Annotated in this window: 17 protein-coding genes; 4 read left to right on the top strand and 13 right to left on the bottom strand. The window is 75.7% G+C overall.

Translation table 11 applies throughout. The features are described from left to right. The coding region (locus GTR02_RS06535; RefSeq protein WP_166606675.1) for a M15 family metallopeptidase at positions 1-697 on the top strand (697 nt) is incomplete at its 5' end. A 6-nt stretch (positions 698-703) separates the two neighbouring features. On the opposite strand, the gene GTR02_RS06530 is transcribed toward GTR02_RS06535, so the two are convergent. From GTR02_RS06530 to GTR02_RS06470, 13 genes are all read right to left on the bottom strand, one after another. Continuing rightward, positions 704-2,584, bottom strand: a complete 1,881-nt coding sequence (locus GTR02_RS06530) for an EAL domain-containing protein (protein WP_166606674.1) — start codon at positions 2,582-2,584, stop codon at positions 704-706. Positions 2,585-2,714: 130 nt separating this feature from the next. After that, on the bottom strand, positions 2,715-3,245 hold the full coding sequence (locus GTR02_RS06525) for a glycosyltransferase family protein (protein WP_166606673.1): 531 nt from the start codon (positions 3,243-3,245) through the stop codon (positions 2,715-2,717). Positions 3,246-3,457: 212 nt separating this feature from the next. After that, positions 3,458-5,173 (bottom strand): IPT/TIG domain-containing protein, encoded by a 1,716-nt coding sequence (locus GTR02_RS06520; protein WP_166606672.1) that lies wholly within the window; start codon positions 5,171-5,173, stop codon positions 3,458-3,460. A gap of 293 nt (positions 5,174-5,466) precedes the next feature. Beyond that, positions 5,467-9,324: a fibronectin type III domain-containing protein gene (locus GTR02_RS06515; RefSeq protein WP_166606671.1), complete on the bottom strand. Its 3,858-nt coding sequence runs from the start codon at positions 9,322-9,324 to the stop codon at positions 5,467-5,469. Positions 9,325-9,491: 167 nt separating this feature from the next. Next, positions 9,492-9,875: a hypothetical protein gene (locus GTR02_RS06510; protein ID WP_166606670.1), complete on the bottom strand. Its 384-nt coding sequence runs from the start codon at positions 9,873-9,875 to the stop codon at positions 9,492-9,494. Continuing rightward, positions 9,872-10,300, bottom strand: coding sequence for a flagellar export chaperone FliS (gene fliS / locus GTR02_RS06505; protein WP_166606669.1), 429 nt, complete (start codon positions 10,298-10,300; stop codon positions 9,872-9,874). The genes GTR02_RS06510 and fliS overlap by 4 nt, the downstream gene beginning before the upstream one ends. A gap of 170 nt (positions 10,301-10,470) precedes the next feature. Continuing rightward, positions 10,471-11,904 carry a flagellar filament capping protein FliD gene (gene fliD, locus GTR02_RS06500; RefSeq protein WP_166606668.1) on the bottom strand — a complete coding sequence of 478 codons (1,434 nt, stop codon included), beginning with the start codon at positions 11,902-11,904 and terminating at the stop codon, positions 10,471-10,473. A gap of 219 nt (positions 11,905-12,123) precedes the next feature. Then, on the bottom strand, positions 12,124-13,131 hold the full coding sequence (locus GTR02_RS06495) for a glycosyltransferase (RefSeq protein ID WP_166606667.1): 1,008 nt from the start codon (positions 13,129-13,131) through the stop codon (positions 12,124-12,126). A 37-nt stretch (positions 13,132-13,168) separates the two neighbouring features. Further along, complete coding sequence (locus tag GTR02_RS06490) at positions 13,169-13,918, bottom strand: glycosyltransferase family 2 protein (RefSeq protein ID WP_166606666.1); 750 nt, start codon at positions 13,916-13,918, stop codon at positions 13,169-13,171. A 106-nt stretch (positions 13,919-14,024) separates the two neighbouring features. Next, positions 14,025-16,019, bottom strand: coding sequence for a glycosyltransferase (locus GTR02_RS23700; RefSeq protein WP_166606665.1), 1,995 nt, complete (start codon positions 16,017-16,019; stop codon positions 14,025-14,027). A 261-nt stretch (positions 16,020-16,280) separates the two neighbouring features. Further along, positions 16,281-17,117 carry a flagellin N-terminal helical domain-containing protein gene (locus tag GTR02_RS06480; protein ID WP_166606664.1) on the bottom strand — a complete coding sequence of 279 codons (837 nt, stop codon included), beginning with the start codon at positions 17,115-17,117 and terminating at the stop codon, positions 16,281-16,283. A gap of 252 nt (positions 17,118-17,369) precedes the next feature. Then, complete coding sequence (locus tag GTR02_RS06475; protein WP_166606664.1) at positions 17,370-18,206, bottom strand: flagellin N-terminal helical domain-containing protein; 837 nt, start codon at positions 18,204-18,206, stop codon at positions 17,370-17,372. Between the two features lie 186 nt (positions 18,207-18,392). Further along, positions 18,393-21,269, bottom strand: a complete 2,877-nt coding sequence (locus tag GTR02_RS06470; protein WP_166606663.1) for a hypothetical protein — start codon at positions 21,267-21,269, stop codon at positions 18,393-18,395. 208 nt (positions 21,270-21,477) lie between these two features. Here GTR02_RS06470 and GTR02_RS06465 point away from each other — a divergent pair, with 208 nt between their 5' ends. The 3 genes from GTR02_RS06465 to GTR02_RS06455 all read left to right on the top strand — a co-directional run. Further along, entirely contained in the window at positions 21,478-22,278 is an 801-nt protein-coding gene (locus GTR02_RS06465) for a hypothetical protein (RefSeq protein WP_166606662.1), read from the top strand. A 96-nt stretch (positions 22,279-22,374) separates the two neighbouring features. Further along, on the top strand, positions 22,375-24,177 hold the full coding sequence (locus tag GTR02_RS06460) for a glycosyltransferase (protein WP_166606661.1): 1,803 nt from the start codon (positions 22,375-22,377) through the stop codon (positions 24,175-24,177). Then, a partial coding sequence (locus tag GTR02_RS06455; protein WP_166606660.1) for a glycosyltransferase occupies positions 24,174-24,823 on the top strand: 650 nt, incomplete at its 3' end. The genes GTR02_RS06460 and GTR02_RS06455, both read left to right, overlap by 4 nt.

Raw genomic sequence — 24,823 nt, 5'->3', positions numbered from 1 at the left:
GGCGGCCAGGGCGCCCAGCAGCGTGACGACGCCGCCGACGACGACAACGACGGCGACCGGGACGGCCGCCGTCGCCGCGACCGCCGGGGCGCCCGTCGTCGCACGGCAGGCGCGGCGGCCCGCGGCGCAGTGGCTGCCGCCGTACACCTCCTCGATCTCCCCCGTCACCGCCGCGGACCTGCCCGCGAGCTGGCGGCCGGGCTGCCCCGTCGGCCCCGCGGACCTGCGGGCGGTCGGCGTCACCCACGTCGGCTTCGACGGGCGTCCCCGTCGAGGGACGATCGTCGTCGCGGCGTCCGTCGCGCAGGCGACCGCGGACGCCTTCGGCCGGCTGTACGAGCTGCGGTACCCGATCGCCTCGGTGCGGCCCGTCGACGTCTTCGGCGGCTCCGACGACGCCTCGATGGACGCCGACAACACCTCGGCGTTCAACTGCCGGGCCACCACCGGGGGGTCGTCGTTCTCCGAGCACTCCTACGGCACCGCGATCGACCTGAACCCCGTCGAGAACCCCTACGTGCGCGGCACCACGGTGCTGCCCGCGGCCGGCCGCGCGTTCGTCGACCGCACCCCGCGGCCGGGCGTCCTGGTCGCGGGAGATGCTGCCGTGCAGGCGTTCACGTCGCGCGGGTTCGCGTGGGGCGGGTCGTGGCGGACGCTGAAGGACTACCAGCACTTCTCGGTCTCGGGGCGCTGAGCCGCCTCACGGCAGCGGCGCGGCGGTCTCCCCCGCCGCGAGCGCGGGCCGCGCCGTCGCGGCGACCGCCGGGGTCCGCGCGCCGGGGAACAGCGCCGCGACGATGCGGTCGCCCGCGAGGCGGTGCGGCCCGTCGTGCGCGGGGGTCACGGCCGCGCGGGGCCCGCGCCGCAGCAGCGTCGCGAGGGGCTGCGGGCGGTCGTAGAGGTAGCCCTGGGCCAGGGGGCAGCCCAGCTGCTGCAGCAGGTGCGCCTGGTCGCGGTCCTCGACGCCCTCGGCGATGACGACGAGCCCCAGGGAGGAGCACAGGTCCAGCACCGTGCGCAGCACCGAGGCCCGGCGCGCGGACGTCGCGATGCTCGCGATGAACAGGGAGTCGAGCTTGACGATGTCGGCGGGCACGGTGTCGAGGCGGCTCAGCGAGGAGTAGCCCGTGCCGAAGTCGTCGATCGCGACCGCGACCCCCGCCCCCCGCAACTCGCGCAGCGCCTCCAGCGCAGCCGCGGACGAGGCGTCGATGAGGCTCTCGGTCACCTCCAGGACCAGCGAGGCCGTGGGCCAGCCGGCCGCGTCGAGCACCGACAGGACCTGCCCGGCGAACCCCGGGGCGACGAGCTGGCGCCCGGAGGCGTTCACGGTCAGCGTCAGCGGCAGCCCCCACGCGTCGCTGAGTGCGAGCGCGTCGTGGCAGGCCTGCCGCAGCACGACCGCGCCGAGCTCCTCGATGAGCCCCGCCGCCTCGGCGACGGGGATGAACTCCGCGGGCGAGACGGCGCCGCGCACGGGGTCGGTCCAGCGGGCGAGGGCCTCGACGCCGACGACCTGCTCGTCGTCGACGCGCACGATGGGCTGCAGCGCCACGTGGACGGCGCCGGTGCGCAGGGCCTCGGCGAGGTCGCGCGCCAGGGCGGGGCTGCCCGCGTCGGCGAGGGCGCAGCGGTCGCGGCCGCCGCGCTTGGCCGCGTACATCGCGGTGTCCGCGCGGCGCAGCAGCTCGGCGCCGCTCTCCCCCGCCCCGAGCTGCGCCACCCCGCAGGACAGCGTGACGCCGTCCACGCGGGTGCGCAGCAGCTCCAGGCGCGCGAGCGCCTCCGGGCCCGAGGTCGCGGGGAGCAGGACCACGAACTCGTCGCCGCCGTAGCGCGCCACGACGACGGGGGCGGGCAGCGTGGTGCGGCAGACGGTCGCGATGCGGGCCAGCAGCTCGTCCCCGGCCGCGTGGCCGAGGCCGTCGTTGACGGCCTTGAAGTCGTCGACGTCGACGAGCGCCACCGACAGCGGCGCGCCCGTGCGCTCGGCTGCGACGAGCAGGTCCTCGTAGGCGCTGTCGAAGCCCCGCCGGTTCACCAGGCCCGTGAGGGGGTCGCGGGTGGCCGCCGACGCGGTCTGCACCAGACCGCCGACGACGACGGCGATGCACGTGAAGACGACGACCTCGGCGACGGCGATCCCCACGCCCACGTCGTCGTGGGACAGCAGCGAGGTCACCGACGCCACCACCAGGGCGAGCAGCTGCACGACGGCCTGGCGCGGGGGGAAGAAGAAGAACGCGTCGATGGCGATGAAGGTGAAGACGGCCGAGAGCGCGACCGCCGACGTCGTGTCCGGGCACGCCCACACCACCAGGGCGACCAGCGCGGTGCCGCTGCCGACCACGACGTGCCACAGCGGCCGCGGCAGCGCCCGGCCGACGGCGAACAGCAGCGCCCCGACCACGACGGCCAGCACACCGACCGCGGTGACCAGCCGGCCGCCGGGGGCGGCGAGGTCCATCCGGTCGCCCGCCACGAGCAGCGCCGCGAGACCGCCGGCGACGTAGAACCCGCCCGACACGAAGGCCAGGCGCCGCGGGGAGGCCGCGTCGGTCGGCGCGGGGGAACTGCTCACGCAGAGGGATCGACACCCGGGGCGCGTCCTTGAGGGGCCACCACCGCCCGGTGCCCGGGTGCCGCGCCGATCGGGTGAGGCCCGGCCGGCCCCCGGGGCGCGTGGGGCGCGCGCCCGGGCGACGCCGGCCTCAGACGACGTCGAAGACGCCGCGCTGGCGCGGCACGAGACCCGTCGTCGCGACGGGCTGGCAGACGCTGAGCAGCCGGCTCGGCACCTCGGCCAGCTCACTCTCGAAGGACGCGCCGGGCAGCGCGGTGTGCAGCAGGCGGGCGGCGCGGTGGGTGCCGCGCACGACGTCGTCCACGCGCACCGACATCGCGGGCACGTCGGTGGCCTCGACGAGCAGCCGGCGCAGCTCCTCGGGGTCGGAGGTGACCTTCTCCCCCGCCAGCACGCACAGCGCCCAGTCGGCGCCGACGTGCGCGAGGGCGGCGTGCTGCGCGCGCTCGCTGTCGTCGGCCCAGAAGCCGCTGACGACGGTGACGGCGGGGTGCAGGGTCGCGTCGAACGCGGCGCTGCCGGGCCGCAGGTGGTCGCCCGTGTCGTAGACGACGACCTCGTCGGCCACCCGGACCAGGGCCCGGACGTCGGCACCCAGCGACGGCGAGCCGTCGTGCAGGACGAGGCAGGCGGCGATGCTGGGGCGGCGGCTGGACATGGTGGGCTCCAAGGTGGCGGGCGATCTGGCGAGCACGTCACTCGAAGCATCGGCACGACCGCCGGAAGGGTTACGCGCGACACGGATCTTTTACACGCCGTTGACGTGCGCGCCGCCTCGTGCACCCCGGCCGCACGACCGGCGTCCGCCCGGGGAGGCGGGGGCAGGCGGGAGGACCCGCGGCCGCCGGGCGGTCGCGGGTCCCCCGGGGCTCACCGCCGGTAGGTCAGGGCCAGCGGGGCGGAGACGGTCCGGTGGGACGTGGTCACGACGACCGCGTGCGTGCCGGCCGCGCGGGCCGGGACGGTGGCGCGGACCTGGGTGGGCGAGAGGACCGTGACGCCCGTGGCCGGGGTCCCGCCCACCGTCAGCCCCGTCGTGCCCGTGAGGTCGCGGCCCGTGAAGGTCACCACCGACGTGCGCCCGGCGGGGACCGTCGCGACGCCCGCGCCGGTCAGGACGGGCGTCGGCGCGGGCGGGGCCACCCACGTCAGCCGGCCCGCCGCCACGGGCGCGCTGCTGCCGGCGGGCGACGTCAGCACCACGTCGCCCGTGCCCGGGGCCCGGGCGGGGACGGGGAACGACAGGCTCGTGGGCGAGGTCCGCGTCAGCGTCGCAGCCACCACGCCGCCCGCCGTCACGCGGGTCACCTCGCCCAGGCCCGTGCCGGTGACCGTGACGGTCTCCCCGCCCGCGGTCGAGACGGTCGTCGCCGACAGCCGCGTCACCGCGGGGACCGCTGCGGCGTAGGTGAAGACGGACGCGGTCGTGGCCGCGCTCGTGCCGCCCGGGGCCACGAGCCGCACCTGCGCCGGGCCCGCCCCGCGCGCCGGCGTCGTGACGAGGAGCTGGTTCGCGCCGGCCACGGCGGTCAGCGCGAACCGCGCCGGGACCCCGCCGACCGTGACGGCGGTCACCGCGGCGAGGTTCGACCCGGTCACCGTGACGGCCGTGCCGCCCGTGGCCGGGCCGCTCGCCACCGACAGGCGCGTGAGCGCCGGGGTCGGCGCGTAAGGCGTCCCGGCGTCGGCCGGCGAGGTGACGCCCGTGATCGTGTAGGCCGCCTGGACGTGCTGCTGGACGAAGGCCCACGACAGCCGCGCGTCGCCCTTCGCCCCCCAGCCCGTCCCCCACTGGTTGCGGATGGTGACGCCCTGGTCGTCGTAGCCGATGATCGTCACCATGTGCCCGCCCTGGCTGGTCCCGCCGGTGGGCGTGTGGACGTTCCCGTCGCGGATGCCGACGAAGCTCGGGTAGACGGGCAGACCCACGGCCACGGGGTGCCCGCCCGCGAGGGCGGCGGTGACCAGCGTCCGCGCGGCCACGCCCTGCCCGGCCCCGGCCCAGAGCCGCTTCCAGCCCGTGACCTTGAACTTGGCCGCGTTCGCCTTCTGCGCCGGGGTCACCGCGGTGCGGTAGTCGTAGTAGCCCTGCGGGAAGTCGTCCTGGGTGTCGACGCCGCCCGACTGCAGCTCGGCCAGGTTCCACTCGGGGACCGTGCCGCCCGTGGGCGCGGCGCCCACGACCTTGAGGTCGTAGAGGTAGAGCGGGGCGTACGGGGCGCCGCTGTCCCGGTCCTTCGCGGCGTAGTAGCCCATCATCGTGTAGGCGAGCGTCCACGTGGCGCACGAGCCGATCGGCCCCTGGTCCCCCACCGGCGGCAGGAACCCCGTCGTGCGCAGGTCCACGGCCGCCGGGCTCGCCAGGAGCAGGCGGTGCGCGCGCCGCTCGCCCGCGAGCGTCGCCGCCGCCGCGGTGCGGTCGGTGGGGGCGATGAAGCCGCCGACGTGCGGCGCCGTGGCGCGCGGCGTGCCCACCACGGCCGGGCCCGGGGCGGCCAGCGCCGTGGTGGCCGACGTGGCCACCACGAGCGGCAGGCTGAGGGACACGGCGACCAGACGGCGCAGCCGGGTTCGGACGTTGTTCACGCGGGACTCCTCGCGGGGCGGGGCGCCGGGACACCGCTGTGCCCCGTCCCGGACGTCATCGACCTCCCCGGGCCGCGGCTGTCGCGGCGGGCACCGCACTCGACCGGCTCGGCGCAGCCACCCGCCCCGGACGGCCGCGCTGGTCACGCCGCGTGCCCACCGCGCGGCCCGTCCGGGGAGCTCGGGCGCGCGGGCGGGTGAGCCGGACCGGCGGCCGCCCCACCGGTCGGGGCCCACCGGTCGGGCCCCACCGGTGAGCCCCCCCGGTGAGCCCCTGCCGGTGAGCCCTGCCGTCAGCCCGCGCGGGCGACCGACGTGACGGTCCCGGCCGCGACGTCCTTGGCGTAGACGTCGTTGACCGCGTTCGCGTCCTGGGGCTGCAGCGGCTGCAGGGTCCCGACGACGACGGAGTCGGCCGACGCGACCGCGATGAGGCCGTACTCCGCCGGGCTGGTCGCCCCCGAGGTGACGCTGGGCGTGGCGCTGCCGTCGGCCGCGGCCGTCACCAGGACGAGCTGGCCCGTGGCGAGGTCGCGGCGGTAGTGGTCGGTGCGCCCGTTGGTGTCGCCGGGCAGGAGGGCGGCGACCGTGGACACGAAGCCGTAGCGGCCCGTCGGGTCGAGGGCCGCCCGGTGCTCCCAGACGGTGGTCTGCCCCGTGCCGAGCCGGGCGAGCGCCCCGGTCACGACGTCCTTGCGGTAGGCGAGGCCGGCGCTGTGGTAGCCGGAACCGCCGGTGGGCGCCTGCGACGTCGTGGAGAACACGACGTGGCGGCCGTCGTCGCTGATGCCGACGTCGCCCGCGTCGCGGTAGACGGCCATCTCGACGACCTGCCCGGACGCCGTCGTGGCCGTCGAGACCGGCAGCACCTCGCCCGTGCGGGTGTCCTTGCGCAGCAGCGTCATGACGCCGCTCGCGTTCGCGGCGGGGAAGACCACGAACCGGCCGTCGGGGGACACGTCCAGCGCGGGCCCCCAGACCGTGCGGTTGAGGTTGGCGCCCGTGGCCGTCGCGGACACGCGGACCACCGCGCCCGTGGACATCACCTTCGCGAACACGTCGACGGCGCCGTTGGTGTCCCCGGCGACGAGGTCGGCGCGCTCGGAGAAGAAGTGCACGCGGTCCCCGTCCGCGGACAGGGCGACGCTGGGCGCGGTGGAGTGCACGGCCGCCCCGGTCTGCAGCGTGGTGCCCGCCGTGGAGCCGACGCGACCGGTGGACGGGACGCTCGCGAGCCGCCACTCCCCGGTGAGGAGGTCGAGCCGGTAGACGTCGGTCAGGCCGTTGGTGTCCGCCGCGACCTTCGGCAGGGTGGTGGCCAGCGCCACGTAGCGGCCGTCGTCGCTGATCGCCACGCCGCTGCGGTTGGTCGCGTCGGTCGTGGTGGCCGAGGCGGACAGCGGGGACAGCCGGCGCGCGCTGCCAGACTGGCGGTCGAGCACGTACAGCTCGTAGGCGGTGTTCGTGTCGGCGGGCTCCAGGCGCGCCGCGGTGCCGGTGACCACGAAGCGGCCGTCGGGCGTCACGGCGAGCCCCGAGGAGGCACCCGCCCCGCCGGCCGGGGTGCCCGGCGCGACGGGGGCGGCCGCGACCGTACCGGTGGCGCCGGTCGTACCCGCGGGCGTGACGGCCCGCACGCCGACGGTGTAGCTGCGGCCGTTGGTCAGCCCGCTCACGCGGTAGGTGCTCACCGCGGGGGCGACGCTGCCGTGGACGACGCCGTCGAGCAGGACCTCGTAGGAGCCGACCGCACCCGCGACCGGCGACCAGCTCACGCCCAGCTGCGCGTCCGAGGGCAGGACCGTCACCCTCGGCGGCGCCAGCGGCGGCGTGGAGGGCGTGACCGCGACCGTGGCGGACGGCGTCGAGACGTTGCCCGCCGCGTCCACCGCGACGACGCGGAAGCGGTGCTCGGTGTCGTTGGTCAGGCCCGTGACGCGCGCGGACGGCGCCGTCGTCTCGAGCACCGCGGCCCCGTCGCCCGTCTGCACGACGTAGCGCACCGCCCCCGGCACCGCCGGCCAGGTCAGCTCGGCCGCCGCGTCCTGCGCGCGCGCGACGAGGTCGGCCGGCGCGGCCGGGGCCTCGGTGTCCAGCGTGCGGGCCGTCACCGGGCCGGCCACGGGGGAGGTGTTCCCCGCGGCGTCGACGGCGACGACGCGGAAGGTGTAGGCCGAGTCGTCGGCGAGGCCGCCGACCGACAGGGTCGTGGTGCCGGCCGGCACGTCGGTGGCCGGCCCGTCGGTGGCCGGCCCGTCGGTGCGCGTCACGACGTAGCGGGTCACGTCGCCGGCCGCCGGGGCCGTCCAGGCCAGCTGCGCCGCGTGGTCACCCCCCGTCGCGCGGAGGTCCCCCGGGGCGTCCGGCGCCACGGTGTCGCGCGTGGTGACGGTGATCGTGCGCGCGGGCGAGCGGTTGCCGGCCGCGTCGATCGCGACGAGGGAGAACGTGTGCGCCGACTCCTCGCCGAGGCCCGTGACCGTCAGGGACCGGGCGCCGGCGGGGAGGACCTGCGGCGCAGCGCCGTCCGTGGACAGCTCGTAGCGGGCGACGTCGTCCACCGCGGGTGCGGACCACGTCAGGTCGACCGCGTGGTCGCCGCCCGTGCCGGTGAACCCGGCCGGTGCCGCCGGGGCGACGGTGTCCAGGGTCGTGACGCTCACGACGCTGCTGCCGGAGCGGTTGCCGGCCGCGTCGACCGCCACGAGGGAGAACGCGTACGACGTCGCGTCGGCCAGGCCCGTGACCTCGGCCGACCGGGCACCGGCGGGCAGCCGGCGCGCGGGGCCGCCGTCGACGACGAGGTCGTAGTGGTCGACGTCGTCGGCCGTGGGCGCCCCCCACGCCAGGCTCACGGCGTGGTCGCCGCCGACCCCGGTGAAGGGGGCCGGGGCGTCCGGCGCGACGGTGTCGCGCGTGGAGACCGTGGTCGTGGCGGCCGCGGAGCGGTTGCCGGCCGCGTCGATCGCGACGAGGGAGAACGTGTACGACGTCTTCTCCGCCAGGCCCGTGACGTCCAGCGCGCGGGACGCGGCGGCGAGCGTGCGGACGGCGCCGCCCGCGGCGACCGGGCCGCCCGAGACCGTCAGCTCGTAGCGGTCCACGTCGTCCGCCACGGGGGCGCCCCACGTCAGGGCGACGGCGCGGTCCCCGCCCGTGCCCGCGAGGGCCGGCGGGGCGTCGGGGGCCGTCGTGTCCAGGGTGCGGAAGGCGACGGCCGGGCTCGCGGCGGAGGAGTTCCGGGAGGTGTCGACGGCCACGACCGAGACCGTGTACGCCGTCTTCTCGGCGAGGCCCGTGATGGTTGCCGTCGTCGTGCCCGCCGGCACGACGACCTGCCGGCCGTCGGACAGCGTGACCGTGTAGTGGTCGAGGTCCGCGACGGCGACGGCGTCGAAGGTCACCACGACGCGGCGGTCGCCGCCCGTGGCCCGGACGTTCTGCGGGGTGCCCGGCAGCACCGTGTCGCGCAGGAAGTACGTCGCCGCGGCCGCGGTGGCGGACCGCTGGCGGGAGGTGTCGACCGCGAACACCTCGAAGGTGTGGTCACGCCCGTTCGCCAGCCCCGGCACCGAGGTGGTGACGGTCCCCCCGTTGCCCGCGGGGACCTGGTGGTGAAGGACGCCGTCGACGACGACGTCGTAGTGGGCCACGTCGTTGTCGGTGGACTTCTTCCAGCTCAGCGCCGCGGTCCCGTCGGTCCCGGAGACCGTGAGGGTGTTCGGCGGCCCGGGGGGGACCCCGTCGCTCGGGGCGCCGGGCACCGGGTCGGACTTGGCCGACTCCCCCGTGACGATGATGAGCGTCGGCACCACCGAGCTCACCTGCACCTGGTACGTCTGACCGTTGACGAGCCCGTTCACGTCGACGGTCCGGCTCGTCGACGCCGGGGACGCCTTGAGGACGCCGTCGACGTAGACGTTGTAGGCGGTCGCGCTGGCGACCGCGCTCCAGCTGACGCGCAGGCCCCGGTCCAGGGCGACCACGCTCAGGTTCGCCGGGGTGTACTGGTCCGCGACGCGCAGGGTGCGCGGTGAGACCGTCTGCGCAAGGGGGACGGTGAGGACCGCGCCGGCCAGGGCCAGGGTGACCGCGGCGGCGACGGTCCCCGCGAGCAGGGGACGGACGGAGGGACGCGGGGACGACGACATGGGGACCTCGGTCTCGGGGGTGCCCCGCCGGAGGCGGTGGGACGTTCCCCGGGTCCATCGGCTCCCCGGGCCGGTCTCCCGATCCGCCGCGACGTCGTCCACCCGTTCGGGCGAGCCGCCCACCGGCGGGGCGAGGACCCGGCAGGGCTCGGGTCAGAGGGCTCGGGTCAGAGGGCCCGGTCGACGAAGACGGGCCGGGCCTCGGGACGGTGGAACTTCCGCAGCGCGTTGGTCTGCGAGCGCGCCTGGACCATGGCGGCGGCCAGCCGCTCGCTCACGTCGACCTGGCGGGCCAGGAGCCGGCGCGCCCGGTCGGTGAAGTCCACGGGCATCGGGCCCGGCAGGGAGGGCACCGACCAGGAGGGCAGCGCCAGGGGGGCCGGCAGGTCCTCCTCGTGCAGGCGCTGCAGCAGCGTCTCCGCGGCGTCGACGTCCAGCTCGACGCGTCCGAGGGCGGCGGACCACATGTCCCGCCACGGGTCCTGCACGGGCGGGCGCGGCGCCGCCCGCGCGTGGTCCGGGGGCGCGACGTCGGTCTCGTCGAACGTCATGCCAGGCCGTTCGCGCCCGAGTTCGTCGTCGCGGTCAGGTGCTGCAGCGCCGCCTGCCGCCACGCGTCCGCGAGGGGCTCCACGACCCGGGTGCGGGTGTCGGCGGTGCGGGTGGGGTCACCCTTCATGTTGGCCTGCGCCAGGTCTCCCAGCAGCCAGGTGTAGAGGCTGGCCAGGCCGGGGCCGCCGTCCCAGAGGTCGACCTTCAGGCTCGAGTGCAGCTCCGCGATGATGTCCTGCGCGTGGATGAGGTTCACGTGCGCGGTCTGGCGGTCCCCCGTGCGCTGGGCCTCCTCGGCGCGCTTGAGGTCGAGGACGAGCCGGTCGTACAGCATGACCAGCAGGCTGGCCGGGCTGGCCGTGGCCAGGCTGTCACCGAGGTAGCGGTTGGCGGAGCCGGGGCGGCCGTACGACATGGCGGTCATCTGCAGTTTCCTCCAGGGGGGACGGACGGGTGCACTCCTCCATCGGCAGCGCACGTCGGGATCCGAGGTCCGCCGGCACCCGGCGCGCGAGGCGCGGCGGGACGTCCGGGGACGGGGGTGGGACGCCGACGAGCCGCCCCGCGGTGCGGGACGGCTCGTCGGGCGGCGGGTCAGCGGTTGCTGTTCAGGCCGGAGAGCTGCCCGGACAGCCACGTGGACTGCGTCTGCAGGGAACCCAGGGCCGTCTCCAGCCGCGCGTAGTAGGACTGGTAGCGGGCCTTCTTCGCGGCCAGCCGGTCGTCCCAGTCCTCGATGCGGTTGTTGAGGTCCTTGATGCTCGCGTTGCGGCCGTCGACGGCCGCGCTCAGGCTGCCCGTCGACGCCGCCGTCGCGAGCTTCGCGACGGAGCGCAGGCGTTCCGCGAGCCCGACGCGGGTGTCGGCCGTGGCCGGGTCGGTCCCGTCGGGGCGGGGCGTGGTCGTCGGGGCGACGAGGTTCTGCACCGAGCGCGGGTCGGCCTCGTAGGCGGCGAGGAACTTGTCCTTGGCGAAGGTGATGCGGCCGTCGCGGGTGGACTGCACGCCGAGGCTGGACGCCGACGCACCACCGCCGAGCGCGGACGTCACCGCGTTCATGATCTGGCTCTGCAACCCGCGCAGCGTCGAGTCGCCGTTCAGGGCGCCGCCACCCGTGAGCTTGCCGTCGGTGCCGACGACGCCGGCCTTGGACTGGGTGCCGATCTCCGCGAGGGCCGCGTTCGCGGCCTCCACGAGCGCCGCCATGGCCTCGGCGACCTTGCCGCTGTCCCGGCCGGAGGCGATGGTGACCCGGGTTCCCGGGTCCGCCTTCTGCGCCGTGATCGTCACGCCGGGGATGATGTCGGCGAACGTGTTCGTCGCGGAGTAGACGGGGACCGCGGCGTCGCCGAGGTACAGCTCGGCGTCCTCGCCCGCCGAGAGGACGTCCCACGCGCCGGCCTCGACGTTCGTGCTTGAGGCGGGCACGGTGCCCGGGGCGGCGTTCGTCGGGGCGACCAGCTCGAAGGCGCCCGCCTTGCCGGGCGTCGTCGACGTCAGCTGCAGGCGGTACTCGCCGGAGCCGACGCGGACCGCGACGGCCTTGACCCCGAGGTCGGCCGCCTTGTTGATCTGCTCGGCGATCTCGCTGATCGTGCCCTGCACCGGAGCCAGGGTGCCGACCTTCTTGCCGTCGCGCAGGACGTCGACCGGCAGCGTGAACGTCGACGGGTCGACGACCTGGTCCTTGGTGACGCCCGCGGTGGACAGCACCGAGCGCGTCGAGGCCAGGCGGTTGACGGTGATCCCGATGGACCCCTGGTCCGCCGTCGCGGAGGAGGAGACCGCGACGTTCGTCGACGACGACGTCGCGGTGGTGGGCGTCCACCCACCGGCCTTGCTCAGGGCCTCCGCCGCGGTCTGCAGGGCGGCCATCTTGGTGTTGACCGACTGGTATCCCTTGATCTCCGACTGCGCGCTGGTGACGTTGGCCTTGAGGCGTCGCTGCGTCGCCCCGTCGACCTGGATCAGCTGACTCACGATGCTGCTGACGTCGATGCCGCTGACGAGTCCGTCCACTGATGCCATGACGTCACCTCTCTTCCCGGGCTGTCGGTTCGACTGGAGCTTCGTGGGCTCCATCGGCCGTGACGGCCCGGGCTTGAGCGCGGATCGACGAGGAGCCGCCAGGCTCACCCGTCCGGTGCAGCCGCCTGCTCCGGACGGGTCGGGTGGTCGGGAACTCCGGTGGTCGGGTACTCAGGCGGTCGGGAGCTCAGGCGGTCGGGAGCTCAGGCGGTGCGGAACTCAGGCGGTCCGGGCCCCCAGGGCCGCCAGGTCGCCGCAGAGCGCGCGGAACTCCTCGAGCGCGGCGGGCGCGTAGTGGCAGCCGCCCGGGTCGACGACCCGCCGCACGGGGGCCAGGGCCGCGAGGGCCTCCGCGGGCCGGCCGGAGAGCCCCAGCGCCTGCCCGCGCAACCAGCCGACGTACTCGGCGTCCCCGCCGCCGGCGAGCAGCTCCCCCGCCAGGTGCAGCGCGACCTCGTGCTCCCCCGCCACGATCATGACCCGGGTCAGGAAGTCCGTCGCGCGGCGCCACCGGTCCCCCGCGTCCTCCAGCTCCCGCAGCGCCTCCAGCGCGTCGACGGCCGTCTGCAGCTCACCCGCGCTGAGGGCGCTGCGCCCCAGGTCGAGCAGCGACAGCGCGAGCGCGGGCCCGGGGGTGGCCGGGTCGCCGAGCTGCGCCTGGAGCTGGTCGCCGGCCAGGCGCAGGTTCCGGGCCGCCTTGCCCTGCACCGTCTCCAGGTCCCGGTAGCCGAGGTGGGTGATCCGCAGCGCGGCGGGCGCGAGGTCCACCCCCCGCACGTCGCGACCGGCCCGCACCACGCGCTCGTGCACCCGGCCGGCCCAGCGCGCACCCGCGCGCCGGAACAGCCGCGGGGCGCGGAACGAGTACGCCCCGCTGCGCGCGTCGAGGTCGTCGAACTCCACGGCGAAGGCGTCGACGCTCCCGTCGGCCGCGGCGAGCTGCCGGCGCAGGGCCGCTCCCGTGCCCGCCGCCCGCTCGTCGGCGTCGATGCTGAGCACCCAGTCGGCGCGGGCCGCGGCGAGGGCGGTGTTGCGGGCGGCGGCGAAGTCCCCCGTCCAGGCCTGCGACAGCAGGAGCACCCCGTGGGCCCGCGCGACGGCGGCCGTGGCGTCGGAGGAACCCGTGTCGACGACCACGACCTCGTCGACGAGGGGCCGCAGGCTGTCGAGGCAGGCGCCCAGGTGGCTCTCCTCGTCCTTGACGATGAGGCAGGCGGCGATGCTCACCGGCTCGTCCACGTCGTCCCCCGCTCGCCGTCGTCCCTCAGGTCCGGATGCCCATCTTCTCGCGCAGGAAGTCGGGGCGGTTCTCCCGCAGCCAGGCCATCCCCTGGTCCCACAGGTCGTGGTCGGAACGGCCCTGGCCCGTGGCGCGCTGCCCCACGTGGTGGACGTAGGACCGGCTCACGAAGTGCGTGAACCCCTTGGCCGCGAGGTCGAAGCAGATCAGGTCGTCGGCGAACCAGTTGGTCGAGGGGAAACCACCGACGCTGTCGAACGTCTCGTGCCGGATCCAGGCGGCCACGGGGACGACCATGTCGGCGATGAGGACCTGGTCCTCCTCGGGGAAGCGGATCGCGGGCCGGGTCGCGGGATCGCCGTGCCGGACGTTCTGCACGCCCTTGACGTAGTTCGAGCGGGCGCCCACGAACCCCGGGGTCAGCTGCGGGGCGACCTGGGCGACCACGGCCACGTCCTCGAGCAGCAGCCGCAGGCTGTCGGGGTGCAGGACGCAGTCGTCGCCGAGGATCAGCAGCTCGTCCGCGTCGGTCTGCCGCGCGCACCAGTTCCACGCGTCGCTGCCCGTCGTGATGCCCTCGGCCTGCTCCAGCAGCCGCACGTGCGGGTTCGGCGGCAGGTGCTCGGGCCGCTCACGGCCCGACCACCCGACGACGACGTCGACGCCCGGGGCGTAGGCCGCGACGGAGGCCAGGGCCACGCGCAGGTCCCCCCACACGGTCTGCGCGTCCTCGGGGGTGCTGCGCCGCGCGGCGGGGAGCAGGATGCTCAACACGGGTGGTTCCTCCTCGGGACCGACGCGGAGGTCGGCGGGTCGGGTGCGGGTGGTCAGTGCGTGCGGTGCGTGCGGTGCGTGCGTGCGGGCCGTGCGGGCGGCCGGGTCAGGGCTGGGCGACGAGCGGACGGGCGGCCGGGGCCGGCGCGGCCACGTCGAGCGCCAGCTCCGGGAACAGGCCGAGCACGTCGGCGCGCAGCTCGGGCCACATCCCCGCCGCCCGGGCGCGCAGCTCGCGCCGCGCCCACGCCTCACCCAGGGCACCCGCCAGCACGGCCAGGGCCGTGGTGGTCGACTCGACGTCCTGCGCCGGGTCGCCCGCGATCCACCGCAGGGGGCACACCTCCGCCATCCCGTTCTCCCGCAGCCGCAGCGACCACGCCAGCACGCGCTCGAGGTCGAGGCGGCGGGCCACCACCGAGGCCGCGGTGAGCACCGCGGTGGGGCGGCGGCCGGCCGCGAACAGCAGCTCCAGCCAGGCGTCGGCCACGTCCGGGTCGACCAGCACGGCCTCCCGCAGGGTGCTGAGGACGACCGGGTCCGACGCGGACCGGGCGGCGTCGGCCAGCGCGCCCGGCACCTCCTCCTCCACGGCGAGCAGGTCGACCAGGCGCACGTGCGGCGAGCCCGCGGCCCACAGCCCGGCCAGCGCCTCGAGCGTCGCCTCGGGCCCGGACAGGCGGGCCAGGCGCAGGCGCAGCGGGTCGGCCTGCGTGGCGTCGAACGCGATCCCCCACGGGTCCACCGAGGCCGTGACGGTGTCCAGGTGCCGGCGGGTCGCGGGCAGGTCGCCCACGAGCAGGGCGATCTCCGCCCGGTGCAGGCCGACGCGCCCGGCGGCGTCACCGGCGCGGGCCAGCCGGTCCACCCAGCGCTCGGCGGTCGGGGCGTCGCCCAGGTGCAGGGCCGCGATCGCCCCGGCGCGGGCGGCGAGCAGCTCGACGTCGAGGGTCGCGTCCGGGTCCACGTGGTCCAGGGCGGCCAGCGCCTCGGCCCACCGGCTGTCGGCCGTGTAGGCGCGGCCGAGGGAGCCCCAGGCGTCCGCGGCCGCGGGGTCGTCGGCGGCCAGGGTCTGCGTGGCGGCCAGGGCGATGGCGATGTTGCGCTCGTGCTTGCCCTTGCCGAGGAAGGTGGCGGCCTCGTAGCCCGAGTGCTCGACCTCCAGCGGCGCCTTGCCGCCCAGCGACAGCCGCCGGTGCGACCGCTCCTGGACGGGGTACTCGTGCAGCGCCCCGACCCACGTGGTCCCGGCGCGCTGGAACAGCCGGAGGGCGCCGCTGACGCTCGACGTCGCCGCACCCCGGAACGTGCGGGAGGTGATGTCCAGCGTCATGGCCTCGCTGCGGCAGCCCGCCACCGCACGGCGGAAGGCGGCGACGTCGCCGCGCACCACCTCGTCAGCGTCCAGGGAGAACACCCAGTCGGTGGTGGCGTGCGCCAGGGCGCGGTTGCGCGCCGCCGCGAAGTCGTCGTCCCAGTGGCCGGCGACGACCCGGGCGCCGGCCGCGGCCGCGATCTCGCGGGTGTCGTCGGTGCTGCCCGTGTCGTACACGACGACCTCGTCGACGAAGGGCGTCACCGCGGCCAGGCAGTCCGCCAGCACGGCGGACTCGTCCTTGACGATGAGGACCGCGGAGAGGCTGCGGGGCGCCGGCGGTGCGGACGGCGCCGCACCGGAGACGCTGATGCCGGGGTGGGAGTCCAGGGGGACCTGGTGCAGGCGGTCGGCCGGCAGGCCCGCGGGGAAGGCCAGCAGGGCGGTGTCCGGCGCACCCAGCGTGAGGCAGCCGGTGGGCTGCGTCGCCGAGAGGGCCGCCAGCGACTCCCACCAGCCCGCGCGGACGCGGACGCCCGGGCGCAGGACCACGACGCGGCGCGAGCCGTCGACCGTCGCGGTGACCAGCGACGGCAGGTCCGTCCCGGCGGGCAGGGCCGTGCGCTGGACCCGGCGCTGCAGGCGGCCGGGCAGCTTGCGGCTGTGCCGACCGGCGTACCGGACCTCGACGTCGGCCGGCACCGTGTCCACCACCTGCTGCAGGCACCTGACGAGGTCGCCCGACGTCTCGACGTCGGTGACCAGCACCACGGACCGCTGCGTCATGTCCACTACCCCTCGTCGCAGGCCCGGGCTGGTCCCGGTCCCGCTCCCCCATCGGCAGGGGCCGCGCCCGGCTGAGCGCTGAGCCGGGGAGGCCGGCCGGCGGGTGCTGTCCTCCGCAACGCCGAGAGGGGCGGGGGCTCCGGGGGGAGCCTCCGCCCCTCCGGGGTGGATCGTGCTGGTGCGTGCGGTCGTGCGGTCGTGCGGTCGTGCGGTCGTGCGGTGGTTCAGGTGCGGTTCAGCGCACCCTCACGCCGTCGCCGATCAGCCGAGGAGGCTGAGGACGTTCTGCGACGCCTGGTTGGCCTGCGCGAGCATGCTCGTGCCGGCCTGGGCCAGGATCTGGTTGCGGGTGAACTTGGTCATCTCCTGCGCCATGTCCGTGTCACGGATCTGGCTCTCCGACGCGGTCAGGTTCTCGACCGAGACGTTGAGGTTGTTGATCTTGTGCTCGAACCGGTTCTGCGTCGCACCGAGCTTCGAGCGCTCCTCCGACACCTTCCCGATGGCCGAGTCGATCGTCGCGATCGCCGCGGACGCACTGGCCGTGGTGGCGAGGGAGACGCTCGAGGTGCCGGACGAGTAGACGCCGAGGGTCGAGGCGGACATGTTGCCGATGGACACCGACAGGGTCTGGCCGTTGTCGGAGCCGACCTGGAACGCCTTGGCGGTGAAGCTGCCGTCCAGCAGGGCCTGACCGTTGAACTTCGTGCGGCCGGAGATGTCGTCGAGCTCCTTGCTCAGCTCGGCGAACTCCTTGTCCGCAGCACCCTGCGACACGGTGTTCTGCGCGCCACCGTTGGCCGACTGCACCGCGAGGTCACGCATGCGCTGCAGGATCGAGTGCGTCTCGGTCAGCGCACCGTCAGCGGTCTGGACGACGTTGACGCCGTCCTGAGCGTTGCGGACGGCGACCTTCAGGCCACCGATCTGAGCGCGCAGACCCTCGGAGATGGACAGCCCGGCCGCGTCGTCGGCCGCCTTGTTGATCCGCAGACCCGACGACAGCTTCTCCAGGGAGGAGTTCTGCGCCTTGTCCGTGGCCTGCAGGTTGCGGTAGCTGTTCATCGCCGCGATGTTGTTGTTGATGCGAAGACCCATGATGATCATTCCTCCGTGAGTTGAGGACCGCCGCGCGGTCCGGGCCTACCCCTCCGTGGGCCAGCCACCTACATCTTCGGCACCACCCACCCGCACTTGAGGCCTCGGAACCGCGCGAACGGGTGATCCCGCCGGCCGCGCGGCGCCGGGACCCGGACGGGCACCGGTGGAACGCCGAAGGGGCGGAGGACTCCTGGGTGGAGTCCTCCGCCCCCGCGGGGTGGATCAGCCGAGCATCACCGCGGTCGCCGATCAGCCGAGGAGGCTGAGGACGTTCTGCGACGCCTGGTTGGCCTGCGCGAGCATGCTCGTGCCGGCCTGGGCCAGGATCTGGTTGCGGGTGAACTTGGTCATCTCCTGCGCCATGTCCGTGTCACGGATCTGGCTCTCCGACGCGGTCAGGTTCTCGACCGAGACGTTGAGGTTGTTGATCTTGTGCTCGAACCGGTTCTGCGTCGCACCGAGCTTCGAGCGCTCCTCCGACACCTTCCCGATGGCCGAGTCGATCGTCGCGATCGCCGCGGACGCACTGGCCGTGGTGGCGAGGGAGACGCTCGAGGTGCCGGACGAGTAGACGCCGAGGGTCGAGGCGGACATGTTGCCGATGGACACCGACAGGGTCTGGCCGTTGTCGGAGCCGACCTGGAACGCCTTGGCGGTGAAGCTGCCGTCCAGCAGGGCCTGACCGTTGAACTTCGTGCGGCCGGAGATGTCGTCGAGCTCCTTGCTCAGCTCGGCGAACTCCTTGTCCGCAGCACCCTGCGACACGGTGTTCTGCGCGCCACCGTTGGCCGACTGCACCGCGAGGTCACGCATGCGCTGCAGGATCGAGTGCGTCTCGGTCAGCGCACCGTCAGCGGTCTGGACGACGTTGACGCCGTCCTGAGCGTTGCGGACGGCGACCTTCAGGCCACCGATCTGAGCGCGCAGACCCTCGGAGATGGACAGCCCGGCCGCGTCGTCGGCCGCCTTGTTGATCCGCAGACCCGACGACAGCTTCTCCAGGGAGGAGTTCTGCGCCTTGTCCGTGGCCTGCAGGTTGCGGTAGCTGTTCATCGCCGCGATGTTGTTGTTGATGCGAAGACCCATGATGATCATTCCTCCGTGAGTTGAGGACCGCCGCGCGGTCCGGGCCTACCCCTCCGTGGGCCAGCCACCTACATCTTCGGCACCACCCACCCCGACTTGAGCCGTGCGGGGCAGGAGATCCCCGGGCACCCGGGGACCGGGTCCCCGGGGATCGAGTGCCCGGGGATCGAGTGCCCGGGGCCGGGACTACGCCAGGCTGGGCTCGCGGGCGGCCGCGGGCGAGGACAGCGAGGCGACCAGGGCCACCACGCCGAGGAACGACAGCCACGCCTCGGCGTCCAGGGCGAGCAGGGGCACGGGCAGGCCCGGGTACCAGCGCTCGTCGCCGCTGCGCAGGACGACGTCGACGTCGAGGGCGCGGTGCACGGGGCCTCCGTCGCCCCCCACCACGTCCACGAGCGGGAGCAGGTCGAGGTCGACGCCGCTGCGCTGCAACTGCTCCGCCAGCATCCCGGTGAACTGCGACGGGTCGCCGTCGGCCGCCTCCAGCCCGATGCGGACCTGGACGAGGGACTGGTCGACCGCCCCCGAGGTGGTGAGCCAGCTCAGCAGGGGCAGCAGGCGCCCGTCGCGCACCGGGACGCCGAGGGTGAACGACCCGCGCTCCGCGACCGCGCGCCGGACGCGGTCGGTGGCCAGCTGCGCGCTGGCCCAGTGCGCCGCCACCTCCCCCGCGATCACCTCGTCGAGCGCGTCGGTGGCGCGGTGGCCCGTGACGGCGTTGACGACGGCCTGGCGCAGGACGTCCCCGGGGTGCTCGAGCATCTGGGCCGCGAGCCGGAGGTTCTCCCCGCCCCGGTGGCTCCAGAAGGTCAGCTCGGGGGTCAGCCGCGCGAGGGCGGCGGGGGCGAGCGGCCCGGTGGCCGCGGCCGCCAGCGAGGCCAGGACGGCCCCACCGCGGACGGCCTCGAGGTCGGTGAACGCCGGCGCGGTGTGGGTGGGCCGGGCGACGTGGCGGACCCGGCCGCAGCTCAGGACGGCGGCGGCCGTCGTCGCCGAGGCCATGGCGTGCACCGCGGCGACCTGCTGGAGGATGCCCGTCGCGACGCTCGCGCGCGCCCCGGGCGAGGGGACGTCGGTGGTCCCGGCGCGCTGCAGCGCCGCGGTGAAGGCGTCGTCCGCGGCCGGGTCCGGGCGGGCGTCGCTGCGGACGACACCGCCGGAGCCCGCGGCCGCGACCTCGTGGTCGTGCAGGCACCACGGCCCGGGCACGTCGGCGGCGTCCAGCACCAGGACGCGCTCGCGCGTCGCGGCGGCCAGGGCCTGCGCGAACCCCTGCGGGCCGGGCAGGTCCAGCACGTGGACGTCCATGCGCGTGCGGTCCACCGGGCCGCGCGGGGTGGCGGTCTGCCGCGCGGCCGGGACGACGAGGACCTCCGGCGGCGTCGTGAGGCCCCGCTGGTGGGTGAGCGCCTCGACGAGGCGGTTGACCTCGGCGCGGTCGTTGCGGGCGAACACCACGACCGTCGTGCCGCCCGCGGGGGCGGGACCCTGCGCACCGGCGGCGAGGGCGCTGCGGTCGACGTCCCCGCGGACCTCGACGGCGACGCCGACCTCCGCGAGCGCCGTCGCGACCGGGCCGGTGCCCACGACCTGCGTCGCGGCGGCGGCGATCGCCGTCCACTCCACGTGGCACACCTCGCAGCGGGGCAGCTGCGCGCGCACCGCGGCGGGCAGGCCGTGACGGCAGGCGAGCGTCTCGGCCGTCAGCCGGACGACCGTGGCGCACCCGAGGCCCGCGGCCGCCTCGACGGCGCGGACGAGGGCGCGCGAGGTGGGTGCGGTGACGTCGAGGACGCGGTCGCGGAAGCGCTCGGCCGCCCGCAGGTGGCGGACGAGGCCCGCGTCGTCGCCGGCGGGGAGGTCGACGACCTGCCAGCCGGCGGCGAGCCAGGCGTCGGCGGCCGTGCCGGTCGCAGCGGCTCGCGACGAGGACGGGAGGAGGCCCGGGCGGGCGGCACGGCCGGCCCCGCCGAGCGTGGTCCCCCCACCGAGCCGGGTGACGCCACCGAGTGTGGTCGGGCCACCGGGCGTGGTCCCCCCCGGGTTCGCGGCGGGCGCGGGGACCCCGGCCGCGGGCTGAGCCGGTGCCCCGACCACGAGGACGAGCGGGCGGTCCTCGTCGAGGTCGTCGAGCGCGGTCGGGCGGTCGTCGTCGGCGGCGGGGCGGGGCGCGCGGGCCAGGGTCGGCTCGGCCGCGGCCGGAGCGCCGGCGGTGCGGGTGCGGAGCTCGTCGAGGTACAGGTCCCACGCGGGGACGGGCTGGACGGTCGGCACGGGCGGTGCGGCGAGCGCCGTCCGCTCGGCCTCGGGGCCGTCGAGCTCGCGGCCGTCGGCGAGCAGGGCGCGCAGGGTCAGGAACTCGTGCGGGGTCGGCATGCCGTGGGCCCGCGCGACGCGGGCGCCCTCGCGGTGGGGCGGCTCGGTCATGCCGTCGTACAGCGAACCGCTGCCGAGGGGACGGGTGTGCCGGACGGCCAGGCAGTCCATGACGGCCGACTCCAGGCCCAGGCCGGGCAGGATGCCCTGCCAGACGAGGTCGAGGCCGTAGCCGGACCGGCTCTCGGCGAAGGTGGGCAGGCACGCGTCGAGGGCCGCCCGGCTGAACAGGGGCGCCATCACCTCCACGAAGGTGGTCCAGCGCACCGAGAAGCCCGGGTGGGTCAGCGTCATGAGGTGCGTGAAGTAGGAGTCGGTCGTCAGCGACGGCTGCGACAGCCCCAGCCCGAGGTGGGTGTGCAGCGCGAACATCTCGGAGATGGTCGCGGCGTCGGTCGCGAGGTCGTCGTCGGGGAACCACACGGCCTCGTAGCCGTCCAGCAGGCCCGGTTCGCGGGTGAGCAGCGTGTGCAGCCCGACCCACTTGGAGCCCTTGTTCTCCACGACGTGCTCGGCGGTTCCGTCCCAGCGGCCGGGGGTGTCGCCGTAGTAGTCCACGACGAGGTCGAAGGTGCGCTCGCCCTGCGTCCAGGTCGGGTGCAGCGAACCGTCGCCGACGCGCGCGACGACGAGGTAGGGCTTGCGGGGCGCCGTCGGGCGCTCGAGGCCGGTCTGGGCCGTCATGGGTTCTCCTCGCTCGGTCGACGCAGGCGGACGCGTCGTTCACCTGTTCGGCGCAACCGGCCCGGGCCTTGAGCCCTCCCCCGGCAGGAGACCGGCCGACCTTGAGCCGTCGCCGCCCGTTCCACCCGGTCGGCTCAAGGTCGGCACCCGTCCGGCCGAGAAGGCGTGTGGACCGGAACCTCCGGTGTCCGAGCTGGGAGGTCGTGCCGTGGTCGCAGTCAGGCGGGTCGAGCGTGCGGGTCGCCGCCGCGACGTGGTCGTGGCCCTGACCTCCCCGACCCAGCAGCCGCCCGCCTGGTGCCTCGACGCCACCGCGCTGGCGGCCGAGGTCCACCTGGTCCACGGCCCCGACAAGTGGGTGGCGGTCGCAGACCTGCTGCGCCGGCGGCCCGACCTCGCGGAGGGTGAGGGCACCGTCTGGATCCCGGACGCCGACGTCAGCTGCAGCGCCGAGGTGGCCGCCGCGGTCTTCGCGCTGCACGAGGAGCTGGGCCTGCTGGTGTCACACCCGGCTCTCGCCGCGGCAGGCTGGGCCGCGCATCCGGTGACCCGGCCCCACGGGGGCTTCGCGGTGCGGCTGGTCGACCACGTCGAGGCGACCGCGCCCCTCTTCGACCGAGCCGCCCTGGACCGGGTGGCTCCCACCTTCGGCTCCGGGGCCGGGCCGGGACTCCCCCACGCGTGGCGCGTGCTCCTGGGCGGTGCCGCGCGACTGGCCGTCCTCGACTGCCTGGTGGTGACGGCCGGCGCGCCGCGCGCCCGCCCGGCCCAGCACGCGGCGACGGCGCTGGCCGTCGAGCACGGGGCCGCGGTGCCCTGCGCTCCGCAACTGCGCGGGGGGTGGGACGTCGGTTTCTCCCCGCTGGCGCACCGAGCGGCGCTGGAGCTCTCGCTGCGTCACCTCCTCGACCCGCAGGCCCCCCAGCGGGCCGGCGCTCCGGGGTCCGACGACGCGCGGTACGTGGCAGGGCTGCGGACCGACCTGGCCCTGGCGACGAGAGAGGTCTGACCCGAGGTGTTCACGCTGAGCCCGCAACTCCTCGCCGAACCGTCCAGCCGCGCCCTCCCCCACCTCCCGCGGGTGGCGCGAACGTGCGCGGTGGTCGTGCCGGAACTCGCTACCGGCGGCGGCGCCGCGCTCGCGCGACGCCTGGACGTCCTCCGGGCGGCCGGCTGGTCCCCCGAGGTCTTCCCCCTGCCGACGGACCCGTCGTCGCTGGTCACCCTCGTGGAGGCGGTGGGGGCGGCGGACTGCTCGGACGTGGAGGTCTGGGCCGGGGACCCCGAGCAGGTCCTCCCCGCGCTGGAGGCGTTCTGGCACCGCAGCCTCGTCACCTCACTCGTCCTCGACCCCGCGGTCGTGGACGCTGCCCTTCAGCGTCTCCTCGGCGGCGGTCCTGCGCCGGGCGACGTCCGCGCGGCTCGGCGCCTGCTCGAGGCCTGTGCCTACGCGGACGACACGCGGGTGGCCGACGGCCTGCCGGTGCCGTGGCTCGCCACCACGCCGCCCCCGTTCGGTTCCGTCCGCCTGGCCCCGGCCTCCGAGGCGGCGCCGGCCCCGGGGCGGCCCGTGCTCGTCGGCCGTCCGGAACTCACCGTCATGGTCAGCACCTACGACCGGCCGGACGCCCTCGACGCGTGCCTGTCCGCGTTGGAGCGGCAGACCCTGCCGCGGACGGCGTTCCGCGTCCTCGTCGTCGACGACGCCTCGCCGCGGCCGGTGGCGGACGTCGTGGCCCGCCACGGCGACCGGCTGGACGTCCGGCTGCTGCGGCTGACCGAGAACGTCGGCCCGGGCGGGGCCCGCACCCGCGGGGTCGCGCAGGTCGAGACGCGCCTCACGCTGCTCCTGGACGACGACGACCTGCCCGAGCCGCGCTGTCTGGAGGAGCACTTCCTGGCGCACCAGGAGAACCCGGGCGAGGACGTCGCCGTCCTGGGCGGCACGTCGGTCCTCCCCGGGGGAACCATGACCCCCCTGTCCCGCCACGTCATGACGGTCGGCCGGCAGTACTTCGCCTACCCCGGCGTCGAGGCGAACCGGCTCAACCCGTGGCGGGCGTTCTGGTGCGGTCGCAGCAGCGCCAAGACCGCTCTCCTGCAGCGGCACGGGTTCACGACCCGCTTCATGGAGGACGCCGACTTCGCGTTCCGCGCGGGGAAGGGCGGTCTGCGGGTCCACTACGCCAAGCGCGCCGTCCAGGTCGTCCGCGAACGGCTGACGCTGGAGCACTTCCACCGGCGCCAGAACCGCATCGGGCACGCGATGATCGATCTGGCCCGCCGGTGCCAGGACGACGAGGTGTGGACCTGGGCCGGCATCGAGCCGGTGTCGGACCACCTGGCCCGCTGGATCGAGCGGCGCACGGACGTCGAGCGCATCGTCGGGGAGCTCGCCGACCTGCCCGTCGAGGTGCTGCGTGCACGATCGCACGAGGGGGGTGACCTCCTCGGGCTCTTCGACGCCGCCCTCTTCATCGACCTCGACGCGCACTACGCGGCCGGACTCCTCGCCGCGCTGCGACGCCGCCAGGCTCACGTGCAGGAACGCAGGACGGTGTTCGGTGCCCGCCACGACGACCCCGCGGCCACGCAGTGCCTGGCCGCACTGGCGGGCCAGGCGTGGGCCGGGGCCGTGGTGCTCGCTCCCTCGCCGCGGGCCGCCCAGGCCTTCGCCGACCACGCCGGACGGGTCCTCGGTGACGGCCTCGACCAGGTCGAGGTCGAGGTCCGCGTCTCCTCCGAACCCCTGCACGCCCACGACGACGTGGACCTCGTCCTGTCCGGGTCGCTGCCGCCCCGGTGGCGGACCGGGATGGCCGTCCCCCTCATCGGACAACCGGTCCACGCGTGGATCGACCAGCTGCGCGATGCCGTGTCCGACGGACCCCGAGGAGCCCTGCGGTGAACTCCCCCCAGCGGCCGGCGACGCCGGCCACCCGACGGACGTCGCTGCGCCTGAACACGTCCCGCCCCCCCGGCGCGCCGGCCCGGGAACCGTTCACCGGCGCGACCGCCGGCGGTCGCCGCGTCAGCGCCCTGGTCGTGGTCCGCGACGAGCGGGGCCACCTCGGTGACCTCCTGCGGACGCTGCACACCGCGCAGTCGTCGTCCGGCGTCGACGTCCACCTGGTCGTCGTCGACGACGCGTCGACCGACACCACCCGGGACGTGGACGCCGAGATCGGTGGCGACGCCACGATCGTCCGGTTCGTCGCACCGCGCGGCCTCGTCGCGGGACTGCGTGCCGCCGCGCAGCTGGCCGCCACCGAGGAGGTGCTGGTCTTCTGCCCGCGGGACCTGCCCGACGGCGACTGGCTCGCCCGGCTCTGGTCGTCGCGCACCACCGCGCCCGTGCTGCGCTGGGGCCCGGCGGGGACCACCGCTCTGGACGCCCTGCCCACCGCCCCGGAGCCGCTGCGCGAGGGGCCGCTGCTGACCACGCGGACCGCCGTCCTGGCGGCGCTGGGCGCGCACGACACGACCGCGGCGCCGCGGAGCAGCCGGCCCGCCGTCCACGCCGCGGTCCCCGGCCCGCCCGACGGTGCGACGAG

The sequence above is a fragment of the Kineococcus siccus genome, from assembly GCF_009906795.1.
Lineage (GTDB): Bacteria > Actinomycetota > Actinomycetes > Actinomycetales > Kineococcaceae > Kineococcus > Kineococcus siccus.
This window is presented reverse-complemented; position numbering and strand designations above follow the sequence as displayed.